The sequence below is a fragment of the Azospirillum sp. UENF 111221 genome (genome assembly GCF_058780625.1).
The window spans coordinates 464,505-486,706 of sequence record NZ_JBSNCH010000002.1 but is presented as its reverse complement, the minus strand read 5'-3'; the positions used below and the strand labels follow the sequence as shown (position 1 = coordinate 486,706).

Below are 22,202 nucleotides of genomic sequence, written 5' to 3'. Positions count from 1 at the left end.
AACCGAGGAGTGTTCGAGATGCTGCGCTTCCGTTCGCTGGCTTCGCTGCTGGCCGGTGCCGCCACCATGGCCATCGCGCTTGGTGCTTCCGCCGAGACCATCAAGGTCGGCGTCACCGCCGGTCCGCATGCCCAGATCCTGGAAGCGGTGAAGCCCATCGCCGCCAAGGACGGGCTGGACATCCAGATCCTGGAATTCACCGACTACGTCATCCCGAACCAGGCGCTGGCCGGCGGCGATCTCGACGCCAACAGCTTCCAGCACCAGCCCTATCTGGACAACCAGGTGAAGGACCGCGGCTTCGATCTGGTCAGCGTCGGCAAGACGGTGGTCTATCCCATCGGCATCTATTCCAAGAAGGTGAAGAGCCTGGAAGAGCTGCCGACGGGTGCCAAGTTCGCCATTCCCAACGACCCGACCAACGGCGGCCGCGTCCTGCTGCTGCTCCAGGCCAAGGGCCTGATCAAGCTGAAGGACGGCGGCACCCTGAAGGCCTCGCCCATCGACATCGTCGAGAACCCGAAGAAGCTGGAGATCGTCGAGCTGGACGCCGCCCAGCTGCCGCGCTCGCTGGACGACGTGACTGCCGCCGCGATCAACACCAACTTCGCGCTGGAGGCCGGCATCGACCCGGTCAAGGACGCCATCGCCCGCGAGGCGGCCGACAGCCCCTATGCCAACGTCATCGCCGTCCGCAAGGCCGACAAGGACAAGCCCTGGGTCGCCAAGCTGGTGAAGTCCTACAACAGCCCCGAGGTGAAGGAGTTCATCCTCACCAAGTTCAAGAACGCCGTGGTTCCGGCATTCTGAGTCAGCGCGTTCTGAGACCGATGAGGGCACGCCCGGCGGCGCTGAGCGCGTCGCCGAGCGTCCCGCCCGGTTCCGGGCAGACCAGCCGCATCGACGGATACCAGGGCCGGCAGCCGGTGCCGAGCGCCGTCCAGTCCCCCGCCGGCCCGATCCGCCAGACCGGCACGCCCAGCGCGCCGGCCATCTCCGCCACCGAAGTTCCGGCGGAGATCACCAGAATCCAGCGCCGCGGTCAGGGCCGCCGCACCATCCAGATCGTTTTTGAGGTCGAGCGGTGGGCGGTGGATCGCGATGCCGAAACGCCGTTCGGCGTCGGCGAGTTCGGCCTCGCACTCGTCATATTGCAGGCTGATCAGCCGCAGGCCGGGCAGGGTGAGAATCGGCGCCCAGTCGGTCAGCGGGGCGTAATTGGCGTCGCGCGCGGCACCGCGCATGCCGCTGCGCCAGCAGATACCGACGGTGAGGCTGGAGCCGGCCCCCCCCAACCACTCCCGCCACCGCTCCACCGCCGCCTCGTCGGCGCGCAGCCATCCGCCACGCTTCGCAAAGCCGGCCAGCCCCCAGCCCAGCCGCAACGGCAGCGACCCGGCCGGGATGTGACAGTCGGCATCCGCCGGATCCGCGGTCGCGGCGCGCACCGTCGCCTGTGGGAAGGAGCGCGCGAACAGCGCCACCAGCCGCGGCTCGCATTCCACGATGATCCGGCCCGCGGCTGCGGCTGCGCGTGCGATCAGACCGGGGTAGCAGGCGCTGTGCATCAGCTCGTCGCCGACTCCCTGCTCGCGCCAGACCAGCAGCGTCCGTACCGCCAGGTCGCCGCCGTCCCAGGCGGGAATGCGGAAGCGGCGGTCGGGCAAGGCCTGTCCGGCGGCGAAGCGGGCCTCCAACCCGGTCCAACCGGTGTCTAGTTCCCCACGTGCCAGCGCCGCATAGCCGCGGTTGAAGGCGGCGAGCGTCAGGGTCGGGTCGTCCTCCACCGCCTGCCGGTAGGCAGCATCGGCCTCGACCGGACGGCCGGCGGCGTGCAGGGCGTTGCCCTGGTTGTAGCGCCATTCCGCCCGCTTGGGCTCCAGCGCCAGGGCGCGGCCCCAGCCCTTCAGCGCGGCATCGGGCCGGCCCTGCCGCTGGCGCAGATCGGCCAGCCCGGCCCAGCCGGCGCCGGTTCCGGGCGCAAACAGGATCACCCGCCACCAGGCCAGCCCGGCAGCATTGCCGTCGCCCGCCCGCTCCAGTGCCAACGCGAGGTTGCCCAGCGTGGCGAGATCGCCGTGGTGGCCCTGGAGCGCCAGACGCAGATGGGCGACCGCCTCCGCCGGCCGGTCGAGCGCCAGGGCCGCCAGCCCCAGGTTGCTGATCGCCGCCGGGTCGCCGGGTCGCAGGCGCAAGGCCCGGCCGGCGGTGCGCTCCGCCTCGGCGGCATGGTCGGGGTCGCGCAGGGCCTCGGCCGACAGGGCGGTCCAGCCCTCCGCGACAGCGGGGTCGAGGGCGAGCGCCCGCATGAAGAAGGGCCGGCCTTCCCCGCCCATCGCCTGCCGCGCCAGCCCGGCATTGATCCACAGCCCGGCATGGACGGGGGCGAGGCGCCGTGCCGCGTCGGTCGCCTCTGCCGCTTCGGCCGCCGCGCCGCGGGACAGCCGCAGGGCGCCGAGATTGCCGAGCGCCTCGACATCCTCGGGCGCCAGCGCCGCGGCGGCCTGCCAATCGGCCTCGGCGTCGGCGAGCGCGCCCATCTCCTGCCGGGCCAGGGCGCGGCGCTTGTGGCGGTCGGCGCTCGGCTCCGCCGCGATGGCGCGGGTCAGCAGGGTGTCGGCGATGTCGGGGCGGCCGGCCTGCTGGCCGAGCAGCGCGTAGCCTTCCAGCGCCGCCGGCACCTCGCCGCCCTGGTCGAGGATGCGCTGATAGGCCTTTTCCGCGTCCGGCCAGCGGCCCGACCCGTGCAGGTCGCGCGCTTCGGCCAGCCACTCCTCGATTGGCAGAGCTGAGGGCGGAGCAGGGGCCAAGCGGCGCAATTCCGCCGCCATGCGCGCCAGCACGTCCGGCAACCCCTCGCCGGGGCGGGTGCTCCACAGCCGCATCGACGGGAACCAGGGGCGCACCCCGGTGCCGAGCGCCGTCCAGTCGCCGGCCGGGCCGAAGCGCCAGACCGGCACCCCGAGTGCGCCCGCCATCTCGCCGACGGAACTCGCCACCGTCACCACGAGGTCGAGGCCGGCGATCAGTGCCGCCACGCCTTCCAGATCGTTCTTCAGATCGGTGCCGGGCCAGCGCTGGACCGTCACGCCGAGTTGCCCTTCGACAGCGGCGATCTCCGCCTCGCGCCCGTCATATTGCAGGGTGACTGGGATCAGGCCGGGCAGGGTCAGCAGCGGCGCCCAGTCGGCGAGCGTGGTGTAGGAGGCCTTGCGCTCCCCCAGCATATTCTGGCTGCCCCAGCAGAGGCCGACGCGCAGCCCCGGCTCCAGCGCCGCCAGCCGGTCGCGCCACTCCGCCAGCCGCAGCGGGTCGGGCGCCAGCCAGGAGGGCCGGGCGGGAAAGTCGGCGAGGCCGGGGCGCAGCAGCCGGGGCAGCGATCCCATCGGCAGATGCGCGCCGGCGTCGGCGGGGGCGGGATCCGCCGTCTGCGCCCGTACGGTGACGCCGGGAAGGGCGCGGCCGACCAGCCCGGTCAGGCGGGCATCGACCTCGACGACCAGCGTTTCCGGGCCGAGCCGCTCCGCAAGGTCGGGCAGGGCGGTGCCGAACATCAGCTCGTCGCCCAACCCCTGTTCGCGCCAGACCAGCAGGCGCGCCCCCGGAGTTCCGTCCCAGGCCGGCAGGGAAAAGCTGCGCCCGGCCGACACGCGGCGGGAGACGAAGCGCGCCTCGTACTCCTCCCAGCCTCCGGTCAGCCGGCCGCGCCCGAGCAGCCGCAGGGCGAGGTTCCAGCGGGCCAGCGCAAAGCCGGGCGCCTGGATCAGCGCCTGGGCGTAGAGCGCCTCCGCCTCGTCGCCGCGGCCCTGGGCCTCGCGCAGCAGGGCGAGGTTCACCATGGCTTCGGCATCGCCGGGGGCGAGCCGCAGGGCCTCCAGATGCGCCGCCTCGGCCTCATTGGTGCGGCCGGTCTCCTTCAGCACGACGCCGAGGTTGGTCAGGGCGGTGGCATGGCCGGGGTCGAGCCGCAGGGCATGGCGCAGCGCCGTTTCGGCCTCGGCATAGTCATCCTGCTCCCGCAGCAGCGTGCCGAGATTGGCCCAGGCCTCGGCATAGCCGGCATTCAGGTCCAGCGCGCGGCGGTAATGGACGGCGGCCTCCGCCAGCCGGCCCTGCTCCTGGAGCGCGCTGCCCAGGCTGTTGTGCGCCTCCGCATAGGGTTCGCGGAGCGCGAGCGCCCGGCGGTATTCCGCCTCCGCCTCCGCCAGCCGGCCCAGCGCGTGCAGCGCGAGGCCGAGGTTGGCGTGCTGTTCGGCGACGCCGGGGCGGTGCAGGACGGCCTGCCCGATCAGGCGGACGGCGTCGGCATCCAGCCCGCGCTGGTGGTGCAGCACGCCGATCAGGTGCAGTGCGTCAGCGTTCCGCCCGTCGGCGGCCAGCATGGCGCGATAGGCGCGCTCCGCCCCGTCCAGGTCGCCGGCGCGGTGATGGGCCAGCGCCTCGCGCAGGAGGGCGGCCAATCGGGCCGGGAGTTTGGAGGCGGCGGAAGGCGGCATTGGGCGTCGGCCGGATCGGAGAAAACGTGTCGTTTCGATAGCATGAGTCGGCGGGATGGCGCGCAGGCAAAATCCCAAGAACATTTAAGGGGACTGGCGCGGCACATTTCATTCTGTATACTTGCGCTCAATTCGGTCCAGGCTAGGCTTCCTTGGCCAATATCCATCCAAAAGGCGTATATCTTGAGTAAGACTGCAATCATTGTCGATGACAGCAAGCTTTCGCGCATGCATGTGCGGGCCATGGTCTTGCGCAACAAGCCGGACTGGACGGTGGTCGAGGCTGCGAACGGCGGCGAACTCTTCACGACGTTGCAGGACACGCCGGTCGATGTTGCCATCATCGACTACAACATGCCCGGCGACAACGGCGTGGAGACCGCGGCCAAGCTGCGCCAGAGCCATCCGGGCATCCACATCGCCATCATCACCGCCAATGCCCAGGACGCGGTGGTGTCCGGCATCCGCGGCGTCGGCGCCGCCTTCATGCCCAAGCCGCTGGAGGAGGAGCAGGTCGTCCGCTTCCTGAACTCCACCGCCCTGCCGCCACGCCGCCCGACACAGCCGCAGCAGGAGTGACCGCATTCCCATGCTGAGCGATCTGGAGCGCGACGCCCTGGCCGAACTGGGCAACATCGGCATCGGCCGGGCATCGACGGCGCTCGGCCGCATGCTGGGCGGGCTGGTGACCCTGTCGGTCCCGACGGTGGACATGGTGCCGCCGGACACGGTGGCCGAGCTGCTGGACCGGGCGCTGACGCCGCCGCTGGTGGGCATCTCGGAAACGCTGGGCGGGCTGTTCGCCGGCTGCGCCCTGCTGGTCTTCCCCCAGGCGGGCAGCATTGCCCTGGTGCGCGCCGCCCTGCCGCCCGAAATCCCCGCCGAGGAGGTGCCGGAGCTGGAGGACGAGGTGCTGTCGGAGTTGGGCAACGTCGTCCTGAACAGCGCGCTGGCGCTGGTCGCCAACCTGCTGGGCGAACCGGTCGACACCGGTCTGCCGGCGGTGTTCCGCGGCAATGCGGCGGAGGTGTTGCGGGGCTGTGCGGGAACGGCTCCGACGGCGGAGGGAGCCGCGGTGCTGTTCCACATTGATCTGCGCACCAGCCTGCCGGGCGGCGAAGGCGTCGTGGTCGGCGGGCGGGTGGTCCTGCTGCTCGACGCCGGCTCGGCCGGCGCGCTCCAGGCGACGCTCGGCCGCTACATCGGCCGGCTCGTGGCGTAACGGAAACAAGAACAACCGGCCGGTCGGACAGGCGGGTAAGGAAGACGGGTAAGGACCATGGCACTCATCAAGAAGACCAAGATCGATACGGCGCGCACCGCCCGGACCAGGTCCGGCGCCGACGACGAGGGTCCGGACCGGTCCGCCGCCGCTGTCGAGTCCGCGCCGGCCGCCTCGGCAGCCGCCCCCCCGATGGCCGCCGCCACGGGTGCGCCGCAGCGCCGCCGGGCGCGCGCCGATTCGCGCCGCCGACAGGCCGCCACCGGCATCGCCGCCGCCTCGACCGAACTGGCCAGCGGCATCACCCAGGCGGCGTCGGCGGCGGAGGAACTGCGCCGGGCGATGGAGCAGATCGCCGCCGGAGCCGAGGAGTCGGCCGGCGCCACCCAGCAGTCGCAGCGCATGATCGGCCGCGCGTCGGAACTGCTGACCCGCTCGCGCAGCACGGCGGAGCAGGCGGTGCTGCGGGTCGAGGCGTTGCAGGCGACGCTGAAGGACGTCAGCGGCCAGATCCTGTCCTCCATCGAGGGCATCGTCCGCGCCGCCGAACGGCAGGAAGCATCGGTGAGTCTGGTCCGCGACCTGGAAGCCCAGGCCCGCGAGATCGGCACCATTGTGCAGAGCGTCGCCGCCATCGCCGACCAGACCAATCTGCTGGCGCTGAACGCCGCCATCGAGGCAGCCCGCGCCGGGGAGGCCGGCAAGGGCTTCGCCGTCGTCGCCGACGAGGTGCAGGCGCTGGCCGAACGGTCGGAGCGCAGCGCCAACGACATCCAGTCGATGGTCGGGGAAATCCAGGATGCGGTGGCCGCCATCGCCGCCGGCATCGTCGCCTCGTCGGACGCGGCCAAGGCGGAAGTGGAGCGCGGCCGCAGGATCGTCGAGCAGCTGGAAGGCGTGCGGTCGGACATGTCGACCCTGGTCCAGGGCGCGCAGGAGACGATCCGCGCCGCGGTCGAGGCCGATCAGGCGGCGCGCGAGGCCCTGCGCGGGGCCGAGACCATCGCCGCCAGCGCCGAGGAACAGTCCGCCGCCGCCGAGGAGGCGCTGCGGACCGCGGGCGAGCAGGCGGTGGCCCTGGCCCAGAGCCAGCGCGCCGCCGGCCAGCTGTCCGAGGTGGCCGAGGATCTGGAGGGCACCGCAGACCTCGCCGCCACCGCCGACGAGCTGGCGTCGGCCGCCGAGGAGCTGTCGGCCGCCATCGAGGAGATCAACCGCGGGGCGGCCCAGATCATGACCGCCATCGGCCAGATCTCCGGCGGGGCGCAGTCGCAGAGTGCCGCCACCCACCAGCTTGCCTCCGCCATCGCGGAAATCGACGCGGCGGCGACGCTGGCCGCCGGCCGGGCCGGCGAGTCGGTGGAACGCTGCACCGCGATGGAAGGGCTGCTGGGCGAGACGCGGGACACCATCGGCCGGCTTGCCGACGGCATGCTGGAGGCGGTGGAGTCTTCCCGCCGGGCCGGGGACCGGCTGGACGCGCTGGACCGGATCGGCCGGCGCATCGACAAGGTGGTGGACGCCATCGCCACCGTCGCCATCCAGACCGGCATGCTGGCGGTCAGCGGCTCCATCGAGGCGGCGCGGGCGGGCGAGTTCGGCCGCGGCTTCACCGTGGTCAGCGGCGACATCCGCAAGCTGGCCGGCGACAGCGCCGACAGTGCGGAGCGGGTGAAGGACATCGTCCGCGACATCCAGGACCAGATGCTGCGGGTGCGCCGCGACGTGGAGGAGGGGTCGGCCACCGCGGTGACGGAGATCGCGCGGCACCGCGCCTTCGGCGTCACCCTGACCGCCAGCGCGCAGGAGCTGCGGGTGGTCACCGCCGGCAGCCGCGAAATCCTGGAGGCCGCCACCGAGACGACCATGGCGCTCCGCGAGACCCGCGTCGGGGTGGAGCAGGTGGCCACCGCCGCCGCCGCCGCGAACCTCGCCGGCACCGAAGCGGCCAAGGCGGCGCGCGAGCAGGCGAAGGGTGCCGAGGAACTGGCGTCGGCGATCGAGGAGATCGCGGCGATGGCCGACAGCCTGCTGGGCGCGGTTTGACCGCCGTGGCCGGGCGCGCGCCAGGGGAGACGGACGGGGAGACGGGCGGCGCTCTCGACTTCGTCACGGTGACGGTCGCCGACCTGCGCCTTGCCCTGCCGCTGCCGGCGGTCCGCGCGGTGATCCGGTTGCCGGAGCTGGTGCGCATCCCGCTGGGGCCGCCCAGCCTGGACGGGCTGGCGCACTGGCATGGCGACGCGGTGCCGGTGCTGGACCTCGCCACGGCGTTGGGCAGGCCGGGCGGCGCGGAGCCGACGCGGGAGACGCGGGTGGTGCTGGTCGGGCATCGCAGCCAGATGGGCGGCCAGACGACGGTGGGGCTGCGGGTGGATGCGATGGCCGGCATCCTGCGCAGCAATCCCGACCGCATCGATCCGGTGACGCAGGAGGAGGGCGGGCTCGACCCCGCCCTGCTGGACGGCCTGCTGCGTGACGGCCCGGCGACCATCCTGAAGCTGGATGCGCTGATCGACAGCCAGTTCGGCGATCCGGCGGAGACGGAGCGGACGGACCGGGGCTCAGCCTCCGCGGCGGCCGGCTTCGGTCCCGTGCCGGCCGGGGGAAGTGGTGCCGCGGGCGGTATCAAGGGCACTGTCGACCGGCAGGCCCTGCTGGTCTTCGAGGTGTCGGGACAGGAATTCGCCCTGCCGGTGGATCGGGTGCGCGAGGTTTTGCCGGCCCCGCGCGAGGTCACGCGCATGGCGCGGTCCAGGGCGCACCTGCTGGGCGTGATGGCGGTGCGCGACCGGCTGCTGCCGCTGGTGGGCCTGCGCGCCCTGTTCGGGCTGGAGGCTGGCGAAGGGCAGGACTCCAGTGGATTGGCGGCCGGGCGCCGCGTCGTCGTGGTGCGCTCCGGCAATGGGCAGGCGCCGGTCGGCGTGCTGGTGGACGAGGTGCGCGAGATCCTGCGGCTCGACCCGGCGCTGATCGACCCGGTGCCGCCGCTGCTCGCCCGCGAGCCGGAATTCGAGGATTCTGGACGGCATCGCCAGAGCGGATGGCGGGGCTGGCGGCGTGTCCGGTGGTGGGCAGCGGCTGGTGTCGGTGCTGTCGGCGGAGCGGCTGTTCCGCCATGGCGCCGCATTCGGGACAGGGGCGGGCGCTGCGGAGGCGGACGGGGAAGGGGACGGGATGGAACCGGCGCAGCCTGCGGATGGCTCCAACGGGATCGGCGGTGCGGGGGAACGCTTCGTCGTCTTCCGCCTTGCCGGGGCGGAATATGGCCTGCCGGTCTCCGCCGTGCGCGAGGTGTTGCGCCGGCCCGACAGCATCACGCCATTGCCCAATGCGCCCGACTTCGTCGCTGGCGTGCTGACCCTGCGCGGCGAGGTGCTGCCGCTGATCGACCAGCGCCGGCTGCTGGCGCTGCCGGCCGCCGACAGCAAGAGCGGACCAGCCGGGCTGGAGCGCGGGCGGGTGGTGGTGGTCGGGCGCGACGGGCTGCTGGTCGGGCTGCTGGTCGACGGGCTGTCCGGCCTGCTGACCGTCCCGGCGGATCGGATCGGTCCGGCCCCGGCGGTGTCGGCGGCGCAGCGCCGGCTGATCCGCCGGGTGGCGACGCTGGATGCGGCAGGGGATATGGCCGGGGATGTGGCCGGTGCCGCCCGCCTGATCCTGCTGATGGAGGCGGACAGCCTGCTCGACATGGACCGACTGGCGGAGCTGCCCGTTACCCCGCGGTGACGGACGGATGGGGGGCGGCGTGCTGACGGTTCTGGTGGTGGACGATTCCGCGCTGATGCGCCGGCGCATCGCGGATCTGCTGGTCGAGGCCGGTTTCCGGGTGGAGACCGCGGCGACGGGAGAGGAGGCGCTGGCGCGCCTGCCGGAGGTCGATCCGGATGTGGTGACGCTGGACATCACCATGCCCGGCATGGACGGGCTGACCTGCCTTGCCCGCATCATGGTGGAGCACCCCAAGCCGGTCGTCATGGTCTCCGCCCTCACCGGGGCGGGGGCGGGCGAGACGCTGGAGGCGCTGCGGCTGGGGGCGGTGGAGGCGGTGCAGAAGCCGGCCGCCGGCTCCATCGGCCGCATCGGCGAGGAGCTGGTGGAGACGGTGCGCGCCGCCGCATCCTCCCGCCCGCGCCGGGTGCATGGTCTGCGCGAACGGCTGCGGCTGGCCCGCGCCCGCATCGCGGGTGAGGATTTCGTGGCGCCCGCACCGCCGGCGGCGCCCTCCGTGGCGGTGGATGGCGAGGTCGAGGGCGTGGTGCTGGTCGGCGTGTCCACCGGCGGGCCCAGCACGCTGGAGGACATCCTGCCGCTGCTGCCGGCCGGCTTCCCCTGGCCGGTGGTGGTGGCGCAGCATATGCCGGCCGCCTTCACCGCGACGCTGGCGCGGCGACTGGACGAGATGTGCGCGCTGAGCGTGGTGGAGGTGGAGCGGGCGACGGTGCTGGAGCCGGGCACGATCTGCATCGCCCGCGGCGGTGCCGACGTGGAGCTGGCGCGGCGGGGCGGACGCTTGCAGGCGGTCTGCGTGCCGTCCTCGCCCGACCGGCCCTGGCACCCCAACGCCGACCGGCTGGTGACCAGCGCCATGCGGCTGCTGCCGCCGGAGCGGCTGGTCGGCGTGCTGCTGACCGGCATGGGCAATGACGGGGCGGCGTCCATGGCCGAGCTTCATGCCCGCGGCGGCCGCACCATCGCGGAATCGGAGGACAGCGCGGTGGTCTTCGGCATGCCGCAGGATCTCATCCGGCGCGGCGGTGCCGGCGTCGTGCTGCCGTCGGACCGGATCGCCGGCCAACTGACCCGCTGGCTGTCGCCCGCCGCGCGGCGGACCGAAAGGACTAGGGAGTGACGCCATGGGACTTGTGAAGAAGAAGGCCGCTCCGGAGGTCTCCCCGGCCGCCGCCGGGGGGGTGCGCGATCCGCTGGCCGCGCTGGAGGATGCCGACGCCGCGGTCCGCCGCGATGCCGCCCACGGGCTGGGCCACAGCCCGCCGCCGGGTGCCGAAGCGGCGCTCGCCCGCCGGCTTCAGGCGGAGGGCGACGCCGGCGTGCGCGAGGCCATCCTGACGGCGCTTGCCCGCATCGCCACGCCTGCGGCGGCGGCGGTCCTCGTCCCCTTCCTCGACCGCGAGGATGCGGCCTTGCGCAACGCGGCGCTGGAAAGCCTGCAGCAGATGCCGGCGGAGGTCGCCGCCCCGGCGCTGCTGCCGCTGCTCGACCATGCCGACACCGATCTGCGCATCTTCGCGGTGCAGGGGTTGGGAAGCCTCGTCCATCCGGACCGCGCCGACTGGCTGGCACGGGTGATGGAGCGCGATCGCGACGTGAATGTCGGCCTCGCCGCGGTGGAGGCGCTGGCCGAGGCCGGCAGCCCGGAAGCGCTGTCCAACCTGGAGACCCTGGCCCGCCGCTTCCCCGACGACGCCTTCGTCGCCTTCGCCGTCGATGCCGCGCGTTCGAGCTTCGGCGGACGGTGAACGGAGTGAGCGAAACCGACCCGCAAGGCCTGTCGCCGGAGGATTATGCGACCCTGTGCGGCTTCCTGCGGGACCGCACCGGCCTGTCCTTCACCGAGGCCAAGCGCTATTTCGTCGACCGCCGCGTCGCCGCCCGCATGCAGGCGGTCGGGGCGACGGATCTGCGCGCCTACATGAACCTGCTGCGCTTCCAGGCGTCGGGGGAGGAGCTTCAGCGGCTCGTCAACCTGATGACGGTGAACGAGACCTATTTCTTCCGCGAAAAATACCAGTTCGACTGCCTGGTGAATTCCGCCCTCGACGAGCTGGTGCGCGGGCGGCCGAAGGGGTCGCGGCTGCGCATCTGGTCGGCCGGCTGCGCCACCGGGGAGGAGCCCTATTCCATCGCCATCATGCTGCTGGAGAACTGGAGCCGGGTGGACGATTACGAGATCGAGCTGCTGGCGTCCGACATCGACAGTGCGGTGCTGGAGCGCGCGCGCGAAGGCATCTATGACGAGCGCGCCCTGCAAGGGCTGCCGGCGCATCTGCGCGCCAAATATTTCCAGCCCCTGCGCGGGGCGGCCGACGATTGGGGACCGCGCTGGCAGATCGTCGAGGATTTGCGGGACTCGGTCGATTTCTCGCTGGTCAACCTCGCCGACCCGCAGCAGGTCCGCGGTTTCCGCGGGATCGACGTGATCTTTTGCCGCAACCTGCTGATCTATTTCGACGATCTTGGCCGACGGGAGACCGCGAGCATGTTCCACGATGCCCTGGCGCCGGGCGGCTTCGTCTGTCTCGGCCATTCGGAAAGCATGAGCCGCATGTCCTCGCTGTTCGTGCCGCGCCGGTTCCCCGACGCCATCCTTTACCAGAAGCCGGTCGACGGGGGTGCCGCATGAGCGCGAACCATACCGGCGGGCCGCGCGTCCTGGTGGTGGACGACGCCGTGACCGTGCGCGCCTTCAGCCGCCGCGTGCTGGAGGGCGCCGGCTTCGTGGTGGACGAGGCGGTGAACGGCATCGAGGGGCTGGAGCGCGCCATGGCCGTCGTGCCCGACCTGGTGATCGTCGACGTCAACATGCGCAAGATGGACGGCTACACCATGCTGCGCGTCCTGCGCCGCGATCCGGCGCTGCGCGACGTGCCGGCCATCATGATCAGCACCGAATCGAAGGACAGCGACCGCGAACAGGCCCTGTTGGCCGGTGCCAACTGGTACATCGTCAAGCCGCCGCGGCCGGAGGTGCTGGTGGAAGCGGCGCGGCTGCTGACAGGGCAACCTCTCACCACGGAGGGCGTGCCATGAGCGAGCTGTTCGACCAGTTCGTCGTCGAGGCGCAGGAGCTGCTGGAGACGGCCGGCGGCGCGCTTCTGGCACTGGAGCGCGATCCCGCCGACCGCGCGTCGGTGGACGAGCTGTTCCGCGCCTTCCACACGCTGAAGGGGGCGAGCGGCCTGTTCGACATGGCGCCCTTCACCCGGCTGGTCCATGTCGGGGAGGACACGCTGTCGCTGCTGCGCGACGGCCGGCGCGGCATGACGCCGGAGCTGGCCGACCGGCTGTTCCGCGCGCTCGACCAGTGCGCCCGCTGGGTGGCGGCGCTGGAGGACACCGGCGCCCTGCCCGCCGACGCGGCGCAGGCATCGGAGACGCTGGTCCGCGGGCTGTCCGGGGTGTCTGCGGAGGGGGCGGCCGGTGGCGGCGAGGCCGCCGGGGAGACGGACGCCTTCCCCTGGGTGGCGGCGCTGGCCGGCGAGGACCGGGAGGCGGTTGGGGTGGCCGGCGGCGTGCTGACCGCCATCGACTACAGGCCCGATCCGGACTGCTTCTTCACCGGCGACGATCCGCTGGCCCTGTTCCGGCGGGTCCCCGACCTGCGGTGGCTCCGGATCGAGCCGGCCGAGCCGCTGCCGCCCCTGGCGCAGTTGGACCCCTACCGCTGCCTGCTGCGCTTCCGCGCGCTGAGCGGGGCCGGGGTGGAGGCGGTGGCGCCGGCCTTCCGCAGCGTTCCCGATCAGGTGCGGATCGGCAGCGTCACACTGATGCCTGCTGCGGCGCCCCCCGCGGCACCGCCCTCCGCCAAGCCGATCACCATGGCGCCGCCGGGCTCGCTGGCGGCGGCGATGCTGGAGGAGCAGGCGCGCATTCTCGATCTGCCCGGCAGCGCTGCCGAACGCCAATCCCGCAACGCCGCGGTGACGCGTGCGGTCACCGCGATCCTGACCGCGCTGGGCCGGTCGGCCGACCGGGCCGTCGTGGCGGCGGCCTGCGTCGATTCCAGGACGTTGCGCCGCTTCCTGGCCGACGGGCCTCCGGAAAAGGACCCTGCGGAAAAACCCGCCGCTGCCGAGGCGCGGCCCGCCTCCCCGCGCCGTGCCCTGCGGGTGGAGCCGGAGCGGATGGACGCGCTGATGGCGCTGGTCGGCGAGCTGTCGGTGGTGAAGGGGCAGTTGGAACCGCTGGTCCGTCGCGTCGGGGACGGCGAGCTGACGCGCGACATGAAGGCCTTCTCCGCCCGGCTGGACAGCCTGGTCGGCGACCTGCGCCATGCGGCGCTGCGCCTGCGGCTGCTGCCGCTTGCCCGCGTGTTCGATCCGCTGCCCCGGCTGGTGCGCGACACCGCCCGCCGGCTGGACAAGACGGTCGAGCTGGTGCTGGACGGGGCGGAGACGGAGGCCGACAAGGACATCCTCGACGTGCTGGGCGAGCCGTTGCTGCATCTGGTGCGCAACGCAATCGACCACGGCATCGAAGCGCCGGAGCGCCGGGCCGCGTCGGGCAAGCCACCGGGCGGCACCTTGCGGGTCCATGCCTTCCAGGACAAGGGCGGGGTGGTGGTGGAGGTGTCGGACGACGGCGCCGGCATCGACCCGGCGGCGATGCGCAAGGCCGCCGTCGCCAAGGGGTTGCTCGCCCCGGATGCCGCCGCGGCGCTCGGCGACGACGAGGCCGTGCGGCTGGTCTTCGCCCCCGGCTTCAGCACCGCCGGCAGCGTATCCGACCTGTCGGGCCGCGGGGTCGGCATGGATGCGGTGCGTGCGGCGGTGGAACGGGCCGGCGGCCGGGTGGAGATCGCCTCGACCCCCGGCAGCGGCACGCGGGTGCGGCTGTCGCTGCCGCTGACGCTCAGCATCACCCGGGTTGTGGTGGTGGAGGCGGCGGGATCCTTCTACGGCATCCCGGTGGCGGTGGTCGGCGGCGTCCAGCGGGTGCCGCGTGCCGAGATCCGCGGGGTGAAGCGGGCGGAAAGCGTCGTGCTGCGCGACCGGGTGGTGCCGCTGGTCCGCCTGCGACGCCTGCTGGGCCAGCCCCCCGATGACGGGCACGGGCATGGGGGCGGGCGGGAGGGCAGGGCCGACTGCGTCGTGCTCGCCGAACTGGGCGACGGGCCGGTCGCCGTGGCGGTGGACGATGTCGGCGAGCGTGCCGACGTGGTGCTGCGTCCGATGAGCGGGGTTCTGCGGGGCTTACGCGGCTATGCCGGCACGGCGGTGCTGGGCGACGGCCGGCTGATCCTGGTGCTCGATCTGCGGGAGCTGTTGTGATGCCGATCCGTTATGACGCCGACCTCGCCCGCTTCGAGGCCGCCTGCACCGTCGAGGACGCCCTGCCGCTTGCCGAATGGCTGGAGGCGACGGCGGCGCCGCGCGTCGATCTGTCGGCTTGCACCGATCTGCACACCGCACTGCTGCAACTTTTGCTGGCGGCGCGGCCGACGATGACAGCGGGGCCGGAGGACGCGTTTCTGGCGCGCGTTATCTCCCTCCCTGCCACCGGTCCCTGAACACCAGTTCCTCCAAGGGCAGGCGCTTGCGCCAGCCCTTGGTTTCCAACTCCGGCGTCGCTTCGAAATGGGTGACGTGGCCGAGGCAGAGATAGGCGATCGGCACGATCCGCTCCGGGATGCCGAGCGCTTCCCTCAGCGCCTCCTCGTGCAAAATGCTGACCCAGCCGACCCCGAGCCCTTCCGCCCTCGCGGCCAGCCACAGGTTCTGCACGGCGCAGACGCAGCTGTAGAGGTCCATCGCCGGCATGTGGGTGCGGCCCAGCACCACCGGGCCGGAGCGCTCGCGGTCGCAAGTGATGCACAGGTTCACCGGTGCCTCGCGGATGCCCTCCAGCTTCAGGCGGCTGTAGAGGCTGCGTCGCTCGCCGTCGAACATCGCCTCCGCCTCTTCGTTGGCGCTGGCGAAGTCGGCGTGGATGCGGGATTTCACCTGCGGATCGGTGATGACGATGAAGTTCCAGGGCTGCATGAAGCCGACCGACGGCGCATGGTGGGCGGCCAGCAGGATGCGGGTCAGCACCTCGTCCGGGACCGGGTCGGGGCGGAACTGGCCGCGCACGTCGCGGCGTGAGAAGATCGCCTTGTAGAGCGCGTCGCGCTCCTCCGCGGTGAAATCCTCCTCCATCGTCACCCCCGCGCGATCAGATGGACGAAGGAGCCCAACGCCCGCCCGCGCCGGCTGCCGAGCGCGCCCAGGTCGCTGCCGTCCGCCGCCGTCGCGGCGAGCAGCGGCGCGTCGTCGCCGCGGGACAGGGTGGAGGCGTAATGGAACTCATGCCCCATCAGCAGCGATCCTGCCTCTCCCAGCGGTCCGTCGGCCAGCAGCGACGCCCGGCGATAGCCCAGATGCAGCCGCCGCTTGGCGAAGGAGGTGCGCACCCCCAGCAGCCCGGTCATCTTGTGGGTGACGCCATCGGCATCCTCCAGCGTTTCGCCCATCACCATGTAGCCGCCGCATTCGCCATAGACCGGCACCCGCTCCGCTGCCGCGCGCAGGCCGTCGCGGAAGATGGTGTTGGCGGCGAGGCGGCCGGCATGCAGCTCCGGATAGCCGCCGGGCAGATAGACGGCGTCCGCGTCCGGCGGCGGCGCCTCATCGGCCAGCGGCGAGAAGAAGAGCAGTTCCGCGCCCGCCGCCTGCCAGCCGGCGGTCAGGTGGGGATAGACGAAGGTGAAAGCGGCATCCCGCGCGATGGCGATGCGCTGGCCCGGCGGCGGCAGGGCAGGGGCATCGCTGCCGCGCCCGGCTATGGACGGCTTGGCGAGCGCAACGACACGGTCGATGTCGACATGCTCGGCGATGAAGCGGCCGAGTGCCTCCAACCGGTCGGACAGCCCCTCCGTCTCGTCAGCCTGGACGAGCCCGAGATGGCGCTCGGGCAGGCTGAGATCCGGCGCGCGCGGCAGGGAGCCCAGGACCGGGATGCCCAGCGCCTCGACGGCGCCGCCGGCCAGTGCTGTGTGGCGCGGACTGCCGACATTGTTCAGCACGACGCCGCCGATGGTCACGTCGTCGCGGTAGGTGGCGAAGCCCTTGACCAAGGCGGCGGCCGACTGCGACTGGCCTTTGGCGTTCACCACCAGCAGCACCGGCCAGCCGGTGCGCGCTGCGATCTCCGCCGTCGAGCCGGTGCCGGTGGCCCCGACGCCGGCAACGCCGTCGAACAGGCCCATCAGCGCTTCGCAGACCAGCAGATCGGCGCCCTCGGCGGCACGGGCGGCCAGCCCGTCCAGCAAATCCGGCCCCATCGCCCAGCTGTCGAGATTGACGCTGGGCCGGCCGGTGGCGGCGCGGTGGAAGGCCGGGTCGATGTAGTCCGGCCCCGACTTCACCGCCCCCACCGCCACGCCGCGGGCGCGGAGCGCCGCCAGCAGGCCGAGTGTCAACGTCGTCTTGCCGGTGCCCGAGGCCGGTGCCGCGATGATCAGGCCATTAGCCATGGTGCAGCGCCGTCTGGGCCGGCAGCCAGTCCAGCGCCGGGTGCAGCCGTACCACCTCGCCGATCACGATGATGGCCGGCGGCTCCAGCCCGCTCGCCGCCAGATCGGCGACGCAGGTGCCGAGGCTGGTGACGAGGCTCTTCTGGTTGGCGGTCGTCGCCTCCGTCACCACGCCGACGGGGGTGTCGGCGGACAGGCCGCCGGCCATCAGCTCCGCCGCGATGGTCGGCAGCGCCTTCCACCCCATATAGAGGATCAGCGGCGCCTTGGTGGCGGCCAGCGCCCGCCAATCCGGCCCGCCGCCCAGCGAATGGCCGGTCGCCAGGATCACCGCCTGGTTGGTGTCGCGGTGGGTCGCCGGGATGCCGGCATAGGCCGGGCCGGCGATGCCCGACGTGATGCCGGGGACGATGCGGAAGGGGATGCGCTCAGCCGCCAGCGCCTGCGCCTCCTCGCCGCCGCGGCCGAAGACGAAGGGGTCGCCGCCTTTCAGCCGCAGGACGCGGTGCCCCTCCTTCGCCAGCTCGATCAGGCGGTTGGTGATGTCGTCCTGATGGGCGGAGGGCCGGCCGCCGCGCTTTCCGGCGAACTCCAGCCTTGCCGATGGGCTGGCGAGCGCCATGATCCGTTCGTTGACGAGCGCGTCATGGACGATGACATCGGCTTGCCTTAGACCTTGCAGGGCCAGCAGGGTCAACAGGCCGGGGTCGCCGGGGCCGGAGCCGGCCAGCCAGACGCTGCCGGGGGCGAAGGGAACCAGGACGCTTTCGGGAATGGACGACTCAAACGACATGAACGCGGACTCAGGGTCGGAGAAGACGGAAGGCGGTGCGGAGGATGCTACACCCTTGCGCCGCGGCTGGACGACGGGAACCTGCGCCACCGCCGCGGCGCGGGCGGCGGCGGATGCCCTGTTCGGCGGGGAGTTCCCCGACCCGGTGACGGTGACCCTGCCCGGCGGCCAGGCCCCGGCCTTCGCCCTGGCCGTGACCGAACGGGGGGAGGGGACGGACGGCTCCCCGGGCGAACCCTGGGCCATGGCCGGCATAATCAAGGATGCCGGCGACGATCCCGACGTGACCCATGGCGCGCTGGTGCGGGCGCGGGTGTGGCGCGGTGCGCCCTGCAGCGGCGTGACTTTCCGCGCCGGTCCCGGCGTCGGCACCGTGACCTTGCCCGGCCTGCCGCTGCCGGTCGGCGAGCCGGCGATCAACCCGGTGCCGCGCCGCATGATCGCTCAGGCGGTGGGGGAGGCGGCGGGCGCCGCCGGCCAGCCGGCCGATCTGGTGGTCGAGGTCGGGGTGGAGAATGGCGAGCAGCTTGCCAAGCGCACCATGAACGGGCGGCTCGGCATTCTCGGCGGGCTGTCGATCCTGGGAACCACGGGGATCGTCGTGCCCTATTCCTGCGCGGCATGGATCGCCTCGATTCAGCGCGGCGTCGATGTGGCGCGGGCGGCCGGGCTGCCCCATGTCGCGGCCTGCACCGGCGACCTGTCGGAAAAGGCGGTGGTGGCGCGCTATGGCCTGCCGGAGCAGGCTCTGCTCGACATGGGCGATTTCGTCGGCGGCACGCTGAAGTATCTGCGCCGGCACCCGATTCCGCGCCTGACGCTGTGCGGCGGCTTCGCCAAGTTCGGCAAGCTGGCGCGCGGGCTGATGGATTTGCACAGCAAGCGCCATGCTGTCGATTTCGACTGGCTGGCCGACCGGCTGGCGGATCTTGGAGCCGGGCCGGAGCTGGTCGCGCAGGCGCGCGGCGCCAACACCGCGGCGCAGGTGCTGGGCATGGCGGACGCCGCCGGTCTGCCGCTGGCCGACCATGTGGCCGAGCTGGCGCGCCGCGCCGCGCAGGAGGTGCTGGAGGATGCGCCGGTCGCGGTCGAGGTGCTGGTCACCGACCGCCAGGGGCGCATCGTCGGCGAGGCTCACTCCCCCAACTCCTGGCCCAACTCCTGGCCCAGCCCCCGATAGCGCCTCACATGGCTACCGTCATAGAGCGCGCTGCAGCGGAACTCCTCATGGCCCAGCGCCGGGCCGACCAGGATCAGCGCGGTGCGTTCCATCGGTGAGGCGGCGACCTGGGCGGCGATGTCGGCCAGCGTGCCGCGCAGCACCCGCTCGTCCGGCCAGGTGGCGCGGTAGACCACCGCCGCCGGGCAGTCGGCGCCGTAGAGCGGGGTCAGCCGCTCCACCACCCGGTCGATGACGTGGATCGACAGGTGGACCGCCAGCGTGGCGCCTGAGGCGCCCAGCACCTCCAGCGTCTCGTTCGCCGGCATCGCCGAGGCGCGGCCCTCGGTGCGGGTCAGGATCAGTGTTTGGCTGACCTCCGGCAGGGTCAGCTCCCGCCCCAGCGCGGCCGATGCGGCGGCGAAGGCCGGCACGCCGGGGGTGATGCTGTAGGGGATGCCCAGCTCCCGCAGCGCGCGGGTCTGCTCGCCCAAGGCGCTGTAGACCGACAGGTCGCCGGAATGCAGCCGTGCCACATCCTGGCCGGCGGCATGGGCGGCCTGGAACTCGGCGACGATCTCTTCCAGCGTCAAGGGCGCGGTGTCGATGATGCGCGCATCGGCCGGTGCGTGGGCAATGATCTCCTTCGGGACCAGGGAGCCGGCATAGAGGCAGACCGGGCAGCGGGCGATCAGGTCGCGGCCGCGGAGCGTCAGCAGGTCGGGAGCGCCCGGTCCGGCACCGATGAAATGGACGGTCATGAACGGGTCTCCGACAGGACGATGGCAGGCAGGGCGAGCGCCACGGTGGCGCGGGGGGTGGAGCGGCGCGGCAGCAGCAGGCGCGATCCCGGCCCGGCGGCGGCCAGTGCCGCGGCTTCTGCCACCGAGGCCAGCCCGACCGCGGCCAGCACGGTGGAGGAGCGGGTGTGGACACGGTCCTGTGCCGCCAGCATCGCGTCCTCCTCGATGAAGCGCAGCGGCAGGCCGAGCGCGCGGGCGGCTTCGGCCAACCCTGCCTCGTCGGCCTTCATCGCCGGGGCTGCCAGCGCCGCCAACTGGCGCGCGGCATCGGGCAGCGCCGCTTCGTCGAAGGCGTCGGCGACCAGAGTGGCGATCTCCTCCCAACCGCAGCCGCGGCGGCAGCCCAGCCCGACAAAGACGGGACCGAACAGCAGGGCGTCGGGAGTCAGGCGGTCCATGTGTCCTCCCGGTACGGCTTTTCTGCGCAAGGTTTTTCTGCACAAGGCTTTTCGGCCCGCCACAGCGTCACCGGCATCGATGCGCGCCAGCCGCGGAAGCCGCCGACCGCCGAGGCGCGGGCCACCGAAATCTGGGTCAGCTCGCCGCCCAGCCGTTTGTGGGCGTCGAACAGCACGGCCTCGCTTTCCAGCGTCACTGCATTGGCGGCGATCCGGCCGCCGGAGGGCAGGGCGTCCCAGCAGGCGGCCAGCAGGCCATCCGCGGTCAGCCCGCCGCCGATGAAGATGGCGTCCGGCCGCTCCAGACCCTCCAGTGTAGCCGGGGCCTTGCCGCGTGCCAGCGTCAGGCCGGGCACGCCGAAGGTGGCGGCGTTGGTCAGGATGCGGGCAATCCGCTCCGGGTGGTGTTCGACGGCGATGGCTCGGTTGGCCGGGTCGCGCAGCATCCATTCGATGCCGATCGAGCCCGACCCGGCGCCAACGTCCCACAGCAGTTCCCCGCGGCGGGGCGCGAGGAAGGACAGGGTGACGGCGCGCACCTCGCGCTTGGTGATCTGGCCGTCATGCTCGAACCAGTCGTCGGGCAGGCCGGGGGCCAGCGGCAGGATGCGGGCATCGGGGGCGGCGACGCAGTCGAGCGCGATGGTGTTGAGATCGGCGGTGCGCTCGGCGGTCCAGCCGTCGGCGGTGGCCTCCAGCCGGGCCTCGCGCGGGCCGCCCATCGCCTCCAGAACCATCAGGCGCGAGGCGCCGAAGCCGCGGGCGCGCAGCAGGGCGGCCAGCTTCGCCGGGGTCGTTCCGTCCCAGGAAAGAAGCAGCAGCTTGGCGTTGGGTTGCAGATGCGGAACGACCTGCTCCAGCGGGCGGCCGTGAACGGTCAGGCAGCGGCAGTCCTGCAAGGGCCAGCCCAGCCGGGATGCGGCGAGGCTGAAGGCGGAGGCCGCCGGAATCAACGTCATTTCCGCAGCCGGAACGAGTCGCGACAGGGTGGCGCCGACGCCGTACCAGGACGGATCGCCGCTCGCCAGCACGCAGACCCGCTGGCCGCGCATGCTGAGCAGGCCAGGGAAGGCATCGGTCATCGGCGACGGCCAGGCCAGCCGTTCCTGTCCCGCAACGACCGGCACGAGATCGAGGTGACGACTGCCGCCATGGAGGATGGCCGCACTCTCCACCGCGGCGCGGGCGGCGGGCGACAAACCGTCCCAGCCATCCTCGCCGATGCCGACGATGGTGAGCCAGCGGGTCGTTCCCATGCTATCCATGGCGCCGATCCTGACGGGTGGGGAGGGGGAGATGGTCAAGGCGCTGACGGTCAAAATACTGATCCTGGGCGGCACGACGGAGGCGACGGCGCTGGCCAAACGGCTGGCCGGCCATCCGCGCATCGACGCCTGCGTCTCGCTGGCCGGTCGCACGAAGAACCCGGTGCTGCCGCCGCTGCCGACCCGCATCGGCGGCTTCGGCGGGGTGGAGGGGCTGGCCGGTTATCTGCGCGCCGAGGGCATAGAGGCTGTGATCGACGCGACCCACCCTTTCGCGGCGCAGATCTCCGCCAATGCCGCCGTGGCCTGCGCGCGGGCCGGCGTGCCGCTGCGCCTCCTGACCCGTCCGGCCTGGGTAACGGGGCCGGGCGACCGCTGGATCGGCGTGACGGACATGGCGGCCGCGGCGCTGGCTTTGCGCGGCCTGGGCGACACCGTGTTCCTGACCATCGGCCGGCAGGAGGTCGCGGCCTTCGAGGCAATGCCGGACAAGCGCTACCTGATCCGTGCCGTCGACCCGCCCGATCCGATGCCGGCCCTGCCGCGCATGAGCCTGATCCTCGACCGCGGGCCGTTCACCGTCGAGAGCGAACTGGCGCTGATGCGGGGGGAGGGGGTGGAGGTGGTCGTCAGCAAGAACAGCGGCGGACGCGCCACCGACTCCAAGCTGGAGGCCGCGCGCCGGCTCGGCCTGCCGGTGGTGATGGTGGAGCGGCCGGCCGGAAACGGTGTCGCCGAGCTGCACGACGTGGAGGACGCTGTGGGGTGGCTGGAGGGGATGTGAGGCGAGGATTTTCGGGAAATCATGCCGCGCGTCCCCCTCACCCAGCCCTCTCCCCGGGGGAGAGAGGGTTACTCGCGGCGGGTAGGTC

General features: G+C 72.6%; 20 protein-coding genes and 1 pseudogene. 14 read left to right on the top strand and 7 right to left on the bottom strand.

Annotation, left to right across the window (positions count from 1 at the left end; all coding sequences use genetic code 11):
- The first annotated feature begins 18 nt into the window (after nt 1-18).
- Nucleotides 19-810, top strand: a complete 792-nt coding sequence (locus ACWPN3_RS06830; RefSeq protein ID WP_109450602.1) for a MetQ/NlpA family ABC transporter substrate-binding protein — start codon at nt 19-21, stop codon at nt 808-810.
- On the opposite strand, the gene ACWPN3_RS06825 is transcribed toward ACWPN3_RS06830, so the two are convergent.
- The gene (locus tag ACWPN3_RS06825) at nt 741-4,460 is read right to left on the bottom strand and encodes a tetratricopeptide repeat protein (protein ID WP_492261190.1); all 3,720 of its coding nucleotides are present in this window, start codon (nt 4,458-4,460) and stop codon (nt 741-743) included. The two genes, ACWPN3_RS06830 and ACWPN3_RS06825, sit on opposite strands and share 70 nt — an antisense overlap.
- A 219-nt stretch (nt 4,461-4,679) precedes the next feature.
- Between ACWPN3_RS06825 and ACWPN3_RS06820 the strand changes: the two genes are divergently transcribed.
- The 11 genes and pseudogenes from ACWPN3_RS06820 to ACWPN3_RS06770 all read left to right on the top strand — a co-directional run bounded on the left by ACWPN3_RS06820 (nt 4,680) and on the right by ACWPN3_RS06770 (nt 14,968).
- Nucleotides 4,680-5,075, top strand: a complete 396-nt coding sequence (locus ACWPN3_RS06820; RefSeq protein WP_109450607.1) for a response regulator — start codon at nt 4,680-4,682, stop codon at nt 5,073-5,075.
- Between the two features lie 10 nt (nt 5,076-5,085).
- Nucleotides 5,086-5,718 carry a chemotaxis protein CheC gene (locus ACWPN3_RS06815; protein ID WP_492243871.1) on the top strand — a complete coding sequence of 211 codons (633 nt, stop codon included), beginning with the start codon at nt 5,086-5,088 and terminating at the stop codon, nt 5,716-5,718.
- Between the two features lie 57 nt (nt 5,719-5,775).
- Nucleotides 5,776-7,764, top strand: coding sequence for a methyl-accepting chemotaxis protein (locus tag ACWPN3_RS06810; protein ID WP_492261189.1), 1,989 nt, complete (start codon nt 5,776-5,778; stop codon nt 7,762-7,764).
- A gap of 5 nt (nt 7,765-7,769) precedes the next feature.
- Nucleotides 7,770-8,660: pseudogene (locus tag ACWPN3_RS06805) on the top strand (chemotaxis protein CheW); the annotation flags it as partial.
- A gap of 118 nt (nt 8,661-8,778) precedes the next feature.
- Nucleotides 8,779-9,447: a chemotaxis protein CheW gene (locus ACWPN3_RS06800; RefSeq protein WP_492261188.1), complete on the top strand. Its 669-nt coding sequence runs from the start codon at nt 8,779-8,781 to the stop codon at nt 9,445-9,447.
- A gap of 19 nt (nt 9,448-9,466) precedes the next feature.
- Nucleotides 9,467-10,570, top strand: a complete 1,104-nt coding sequence (cheB, locus tag ACWPN3_RS06795; RefSeq protein WP_492243874.1) for a chemotaxis-specific protein-glutamate methyltransferase CheB — start codon at nt 9,467-9,469, stop codon at nt 10,568-10,570.
- Between the two features lie 4 nt (nt 10,571-10,574).
- Nucleotides 10,575-11,198: a HEAT repeat domain-containing protein gene (locus tag ACWPN3_RS06790; protein ID WP_492243875.1), complete on the top strand. Its 624-nt coding sequence runs from the start codon at nt 10,575-10,577 to the stop codon at nt 11,196-11,198.
- Nucleotides 11,199-11,203: 5 nt separating this feature from the next.
- Nucleotides 11,204-12,082: a CheR family methyltransferase gene (locus ACWPN3_RS06785; RefSeq protein ID WP_109450620.1), complete on the top strand. Its 879-nt coding sequence runs from the start codon at nt 11,204-11,206 to the stop codon at nt 12,080-12,082.
- A complete protein-coding gene (locus ACWPN3_RS06780; protein WP_109450622.1) occupies nt 12,079-12,489 on the top strand; it encodes a response regulator in 411 nt (136 codons plus the stop codon). Before ACWPN3_RS06785 ends, ACWPN3_RS06780 begins: the two co-directional genes overlap by 4 nt.
- The gene (locus tag ACWPN3_RS06775; protein WP_492243876.1) at nt 12,486-14,729 is read left to right on the top strand and encodes a chemotaxis protein CheA; all 2,244 of its coding nucleotides are present in this window, start codon (nt 12,486-12,488) and stop codon (nt 14,727-14,729) included. Before ACWPN3_RS06780 ends, ACWPN3_RS06775 begins: the two co-directional genes overlap by 4 nt.
- Entirely contained in the window at nt 14,729-14,968 is a 240-nt protein-coding gene (locus ACWPN3_RS06770) for a hypothetical protein (protein WP_109050385.1), read from the top strand. Before ACWPN3_RS06775 ends, ACWPN3_RS06770 begins: the two co-directional genes overlap by 1 nt.
- On the opposite strand, the gene bluB is transcribed toward ACWPN3_RS06770, so the two are convergent.
- The 3 genes from bluB to cobA are packed head-to-tail and all read right to left on the bottom strand — an operon-like array spanning nt 14,940 to nt 17,705.
- Nucleotides 14,940-15,596, bottom strand: coding sequence for a 5,6-dimethylbenzimidazole synthase (bluB, locus tag ACWPN3_RS06765; protein ID WP_492243877.1), 657 nt, complete (start codon nt 15,594-15,596; stop codon nt 14,940-14,942). The two genes, ACWPN3_RS06770 and bluB, sit on opposite strands and share 29 nt — an antisense overlap.
- A 2-nt stretch (nt 15,597-15,598) precedes the next feature.
- Nucleotides 15,599-16,912 (bottom strand): cobyrinic acid a,c-diamide synthase CobB, encoded by a 1,314-nt coding sequence (locus ACWPN3_RS06760; protein ID WP_492243878.1) that lies wholly within the window; start codon nt 16,910-16,912, stop codon nt 15,599-15,601.
- Nucleotides 16,905-17,705 carry a uroporphyrinogen-III C-methyltransferase gene (gene cobA / locus ACWPN3_RS06755; RefSeq protein ID WP_492243879.1) on the bottom strand — a complete coding sequence of 267 codons (801 nt, stop codon included), beginning with the start codon at nt 17,703-17,705 and terminating at the stop codon, nt 16,905-16,907. The genes ACWPN3_RS06760 and cobA overlap by 8 nt, the downstream gene beginning before the upstream one ends.
- Here cobA and ACWPN3_RS06750 point away from each other — a divergent pair.
- Nucleotides 17,704-18,885 carry a cobalt-precorrin-5B (C(1))-methyltransferase gene (locus tag ACWPN3_RS06750; protein ID WP_109450687.1) on the top strand — a complete coding sequence of 394 codons (1,182 nt, stop codon included), beginning with the start codon at nt 17,704-17,706 and terminating at the stop codon, nt 18,883-18,885. The two genes, cobA and ACWPN3_RS06750, sit on opposite strands and share 2 nt — an antisense overlap.
- On the opposite strand, the gene cobM is transcribed toward ACWPN3_RS06750, so the two are convergent.
- The 3 genes from cobM to cbiE are packed head-to-tail and all read right to left on the bottom strand — an operon-like array spanning nt 18,840 to nt 21,321.
- A complete protein-coding gene (gene cobM / locus ACWPN3_RS06745) occupies nt 18,840-19,625 on the bottom strand; it encodes a precorrin-4 C(11)-methyltransferase (RefSeq protein ID WP_109450689.1) in 786 nt (261 codons plus the stop codon). The genes ACWPN3_RS06750 and cobM overlap by 46 nt on opposite strands.
- Nucleotides 19,622-20,065, bottom strand: coding sequence for a cobalamin biosynthesis protein (locus ACWPN3_RS06740; protein ID WP_109450691.1), 444 nt, complete (start codon nt 20,063-20,065; stop codon nt 19,622-19,624). The genes cobM and ACWPN3_RS06740 overlap by 4 nt, the downstream gene beginning before the upstream one ends.
- On the bottom strand, nt 20,053-21,321 hold the full coding sequence (gene cbiE / locus ACWPN3_RS06735) for a precorrin-6y C5,15-methyltransferase (decarboxylating) subunit CbiE (RefSeq protein ID WP_109450693.1): 1,269 nt from the start codon (nt 21,319-21,321) through the stop codon (nt 20,053-20,055). Before cbiE ends, ACWPN3_RS06740 begins: the two co-directional genes overlap by 13 nt.
- Here cbiE and ACWPN3_RS06730 point away from each other — a divergent pair.
- Nucleotides 21,320-22,114, top strand: coding sequence for a cobalt-precorrin-6A reductase (locus ACWPN3_RS06730; protein WP_492243880.1), 795 nt, complete (start codon nt 21,320-21,322; stop codon nt 22,112-22,114). The genes cbiE and ACWPN3_RS06730 overlap by 2 nt on opposite strands.
- The last annotated feature ends 88 nt before the right edge of the window (nt 22,115-22,202 follow it).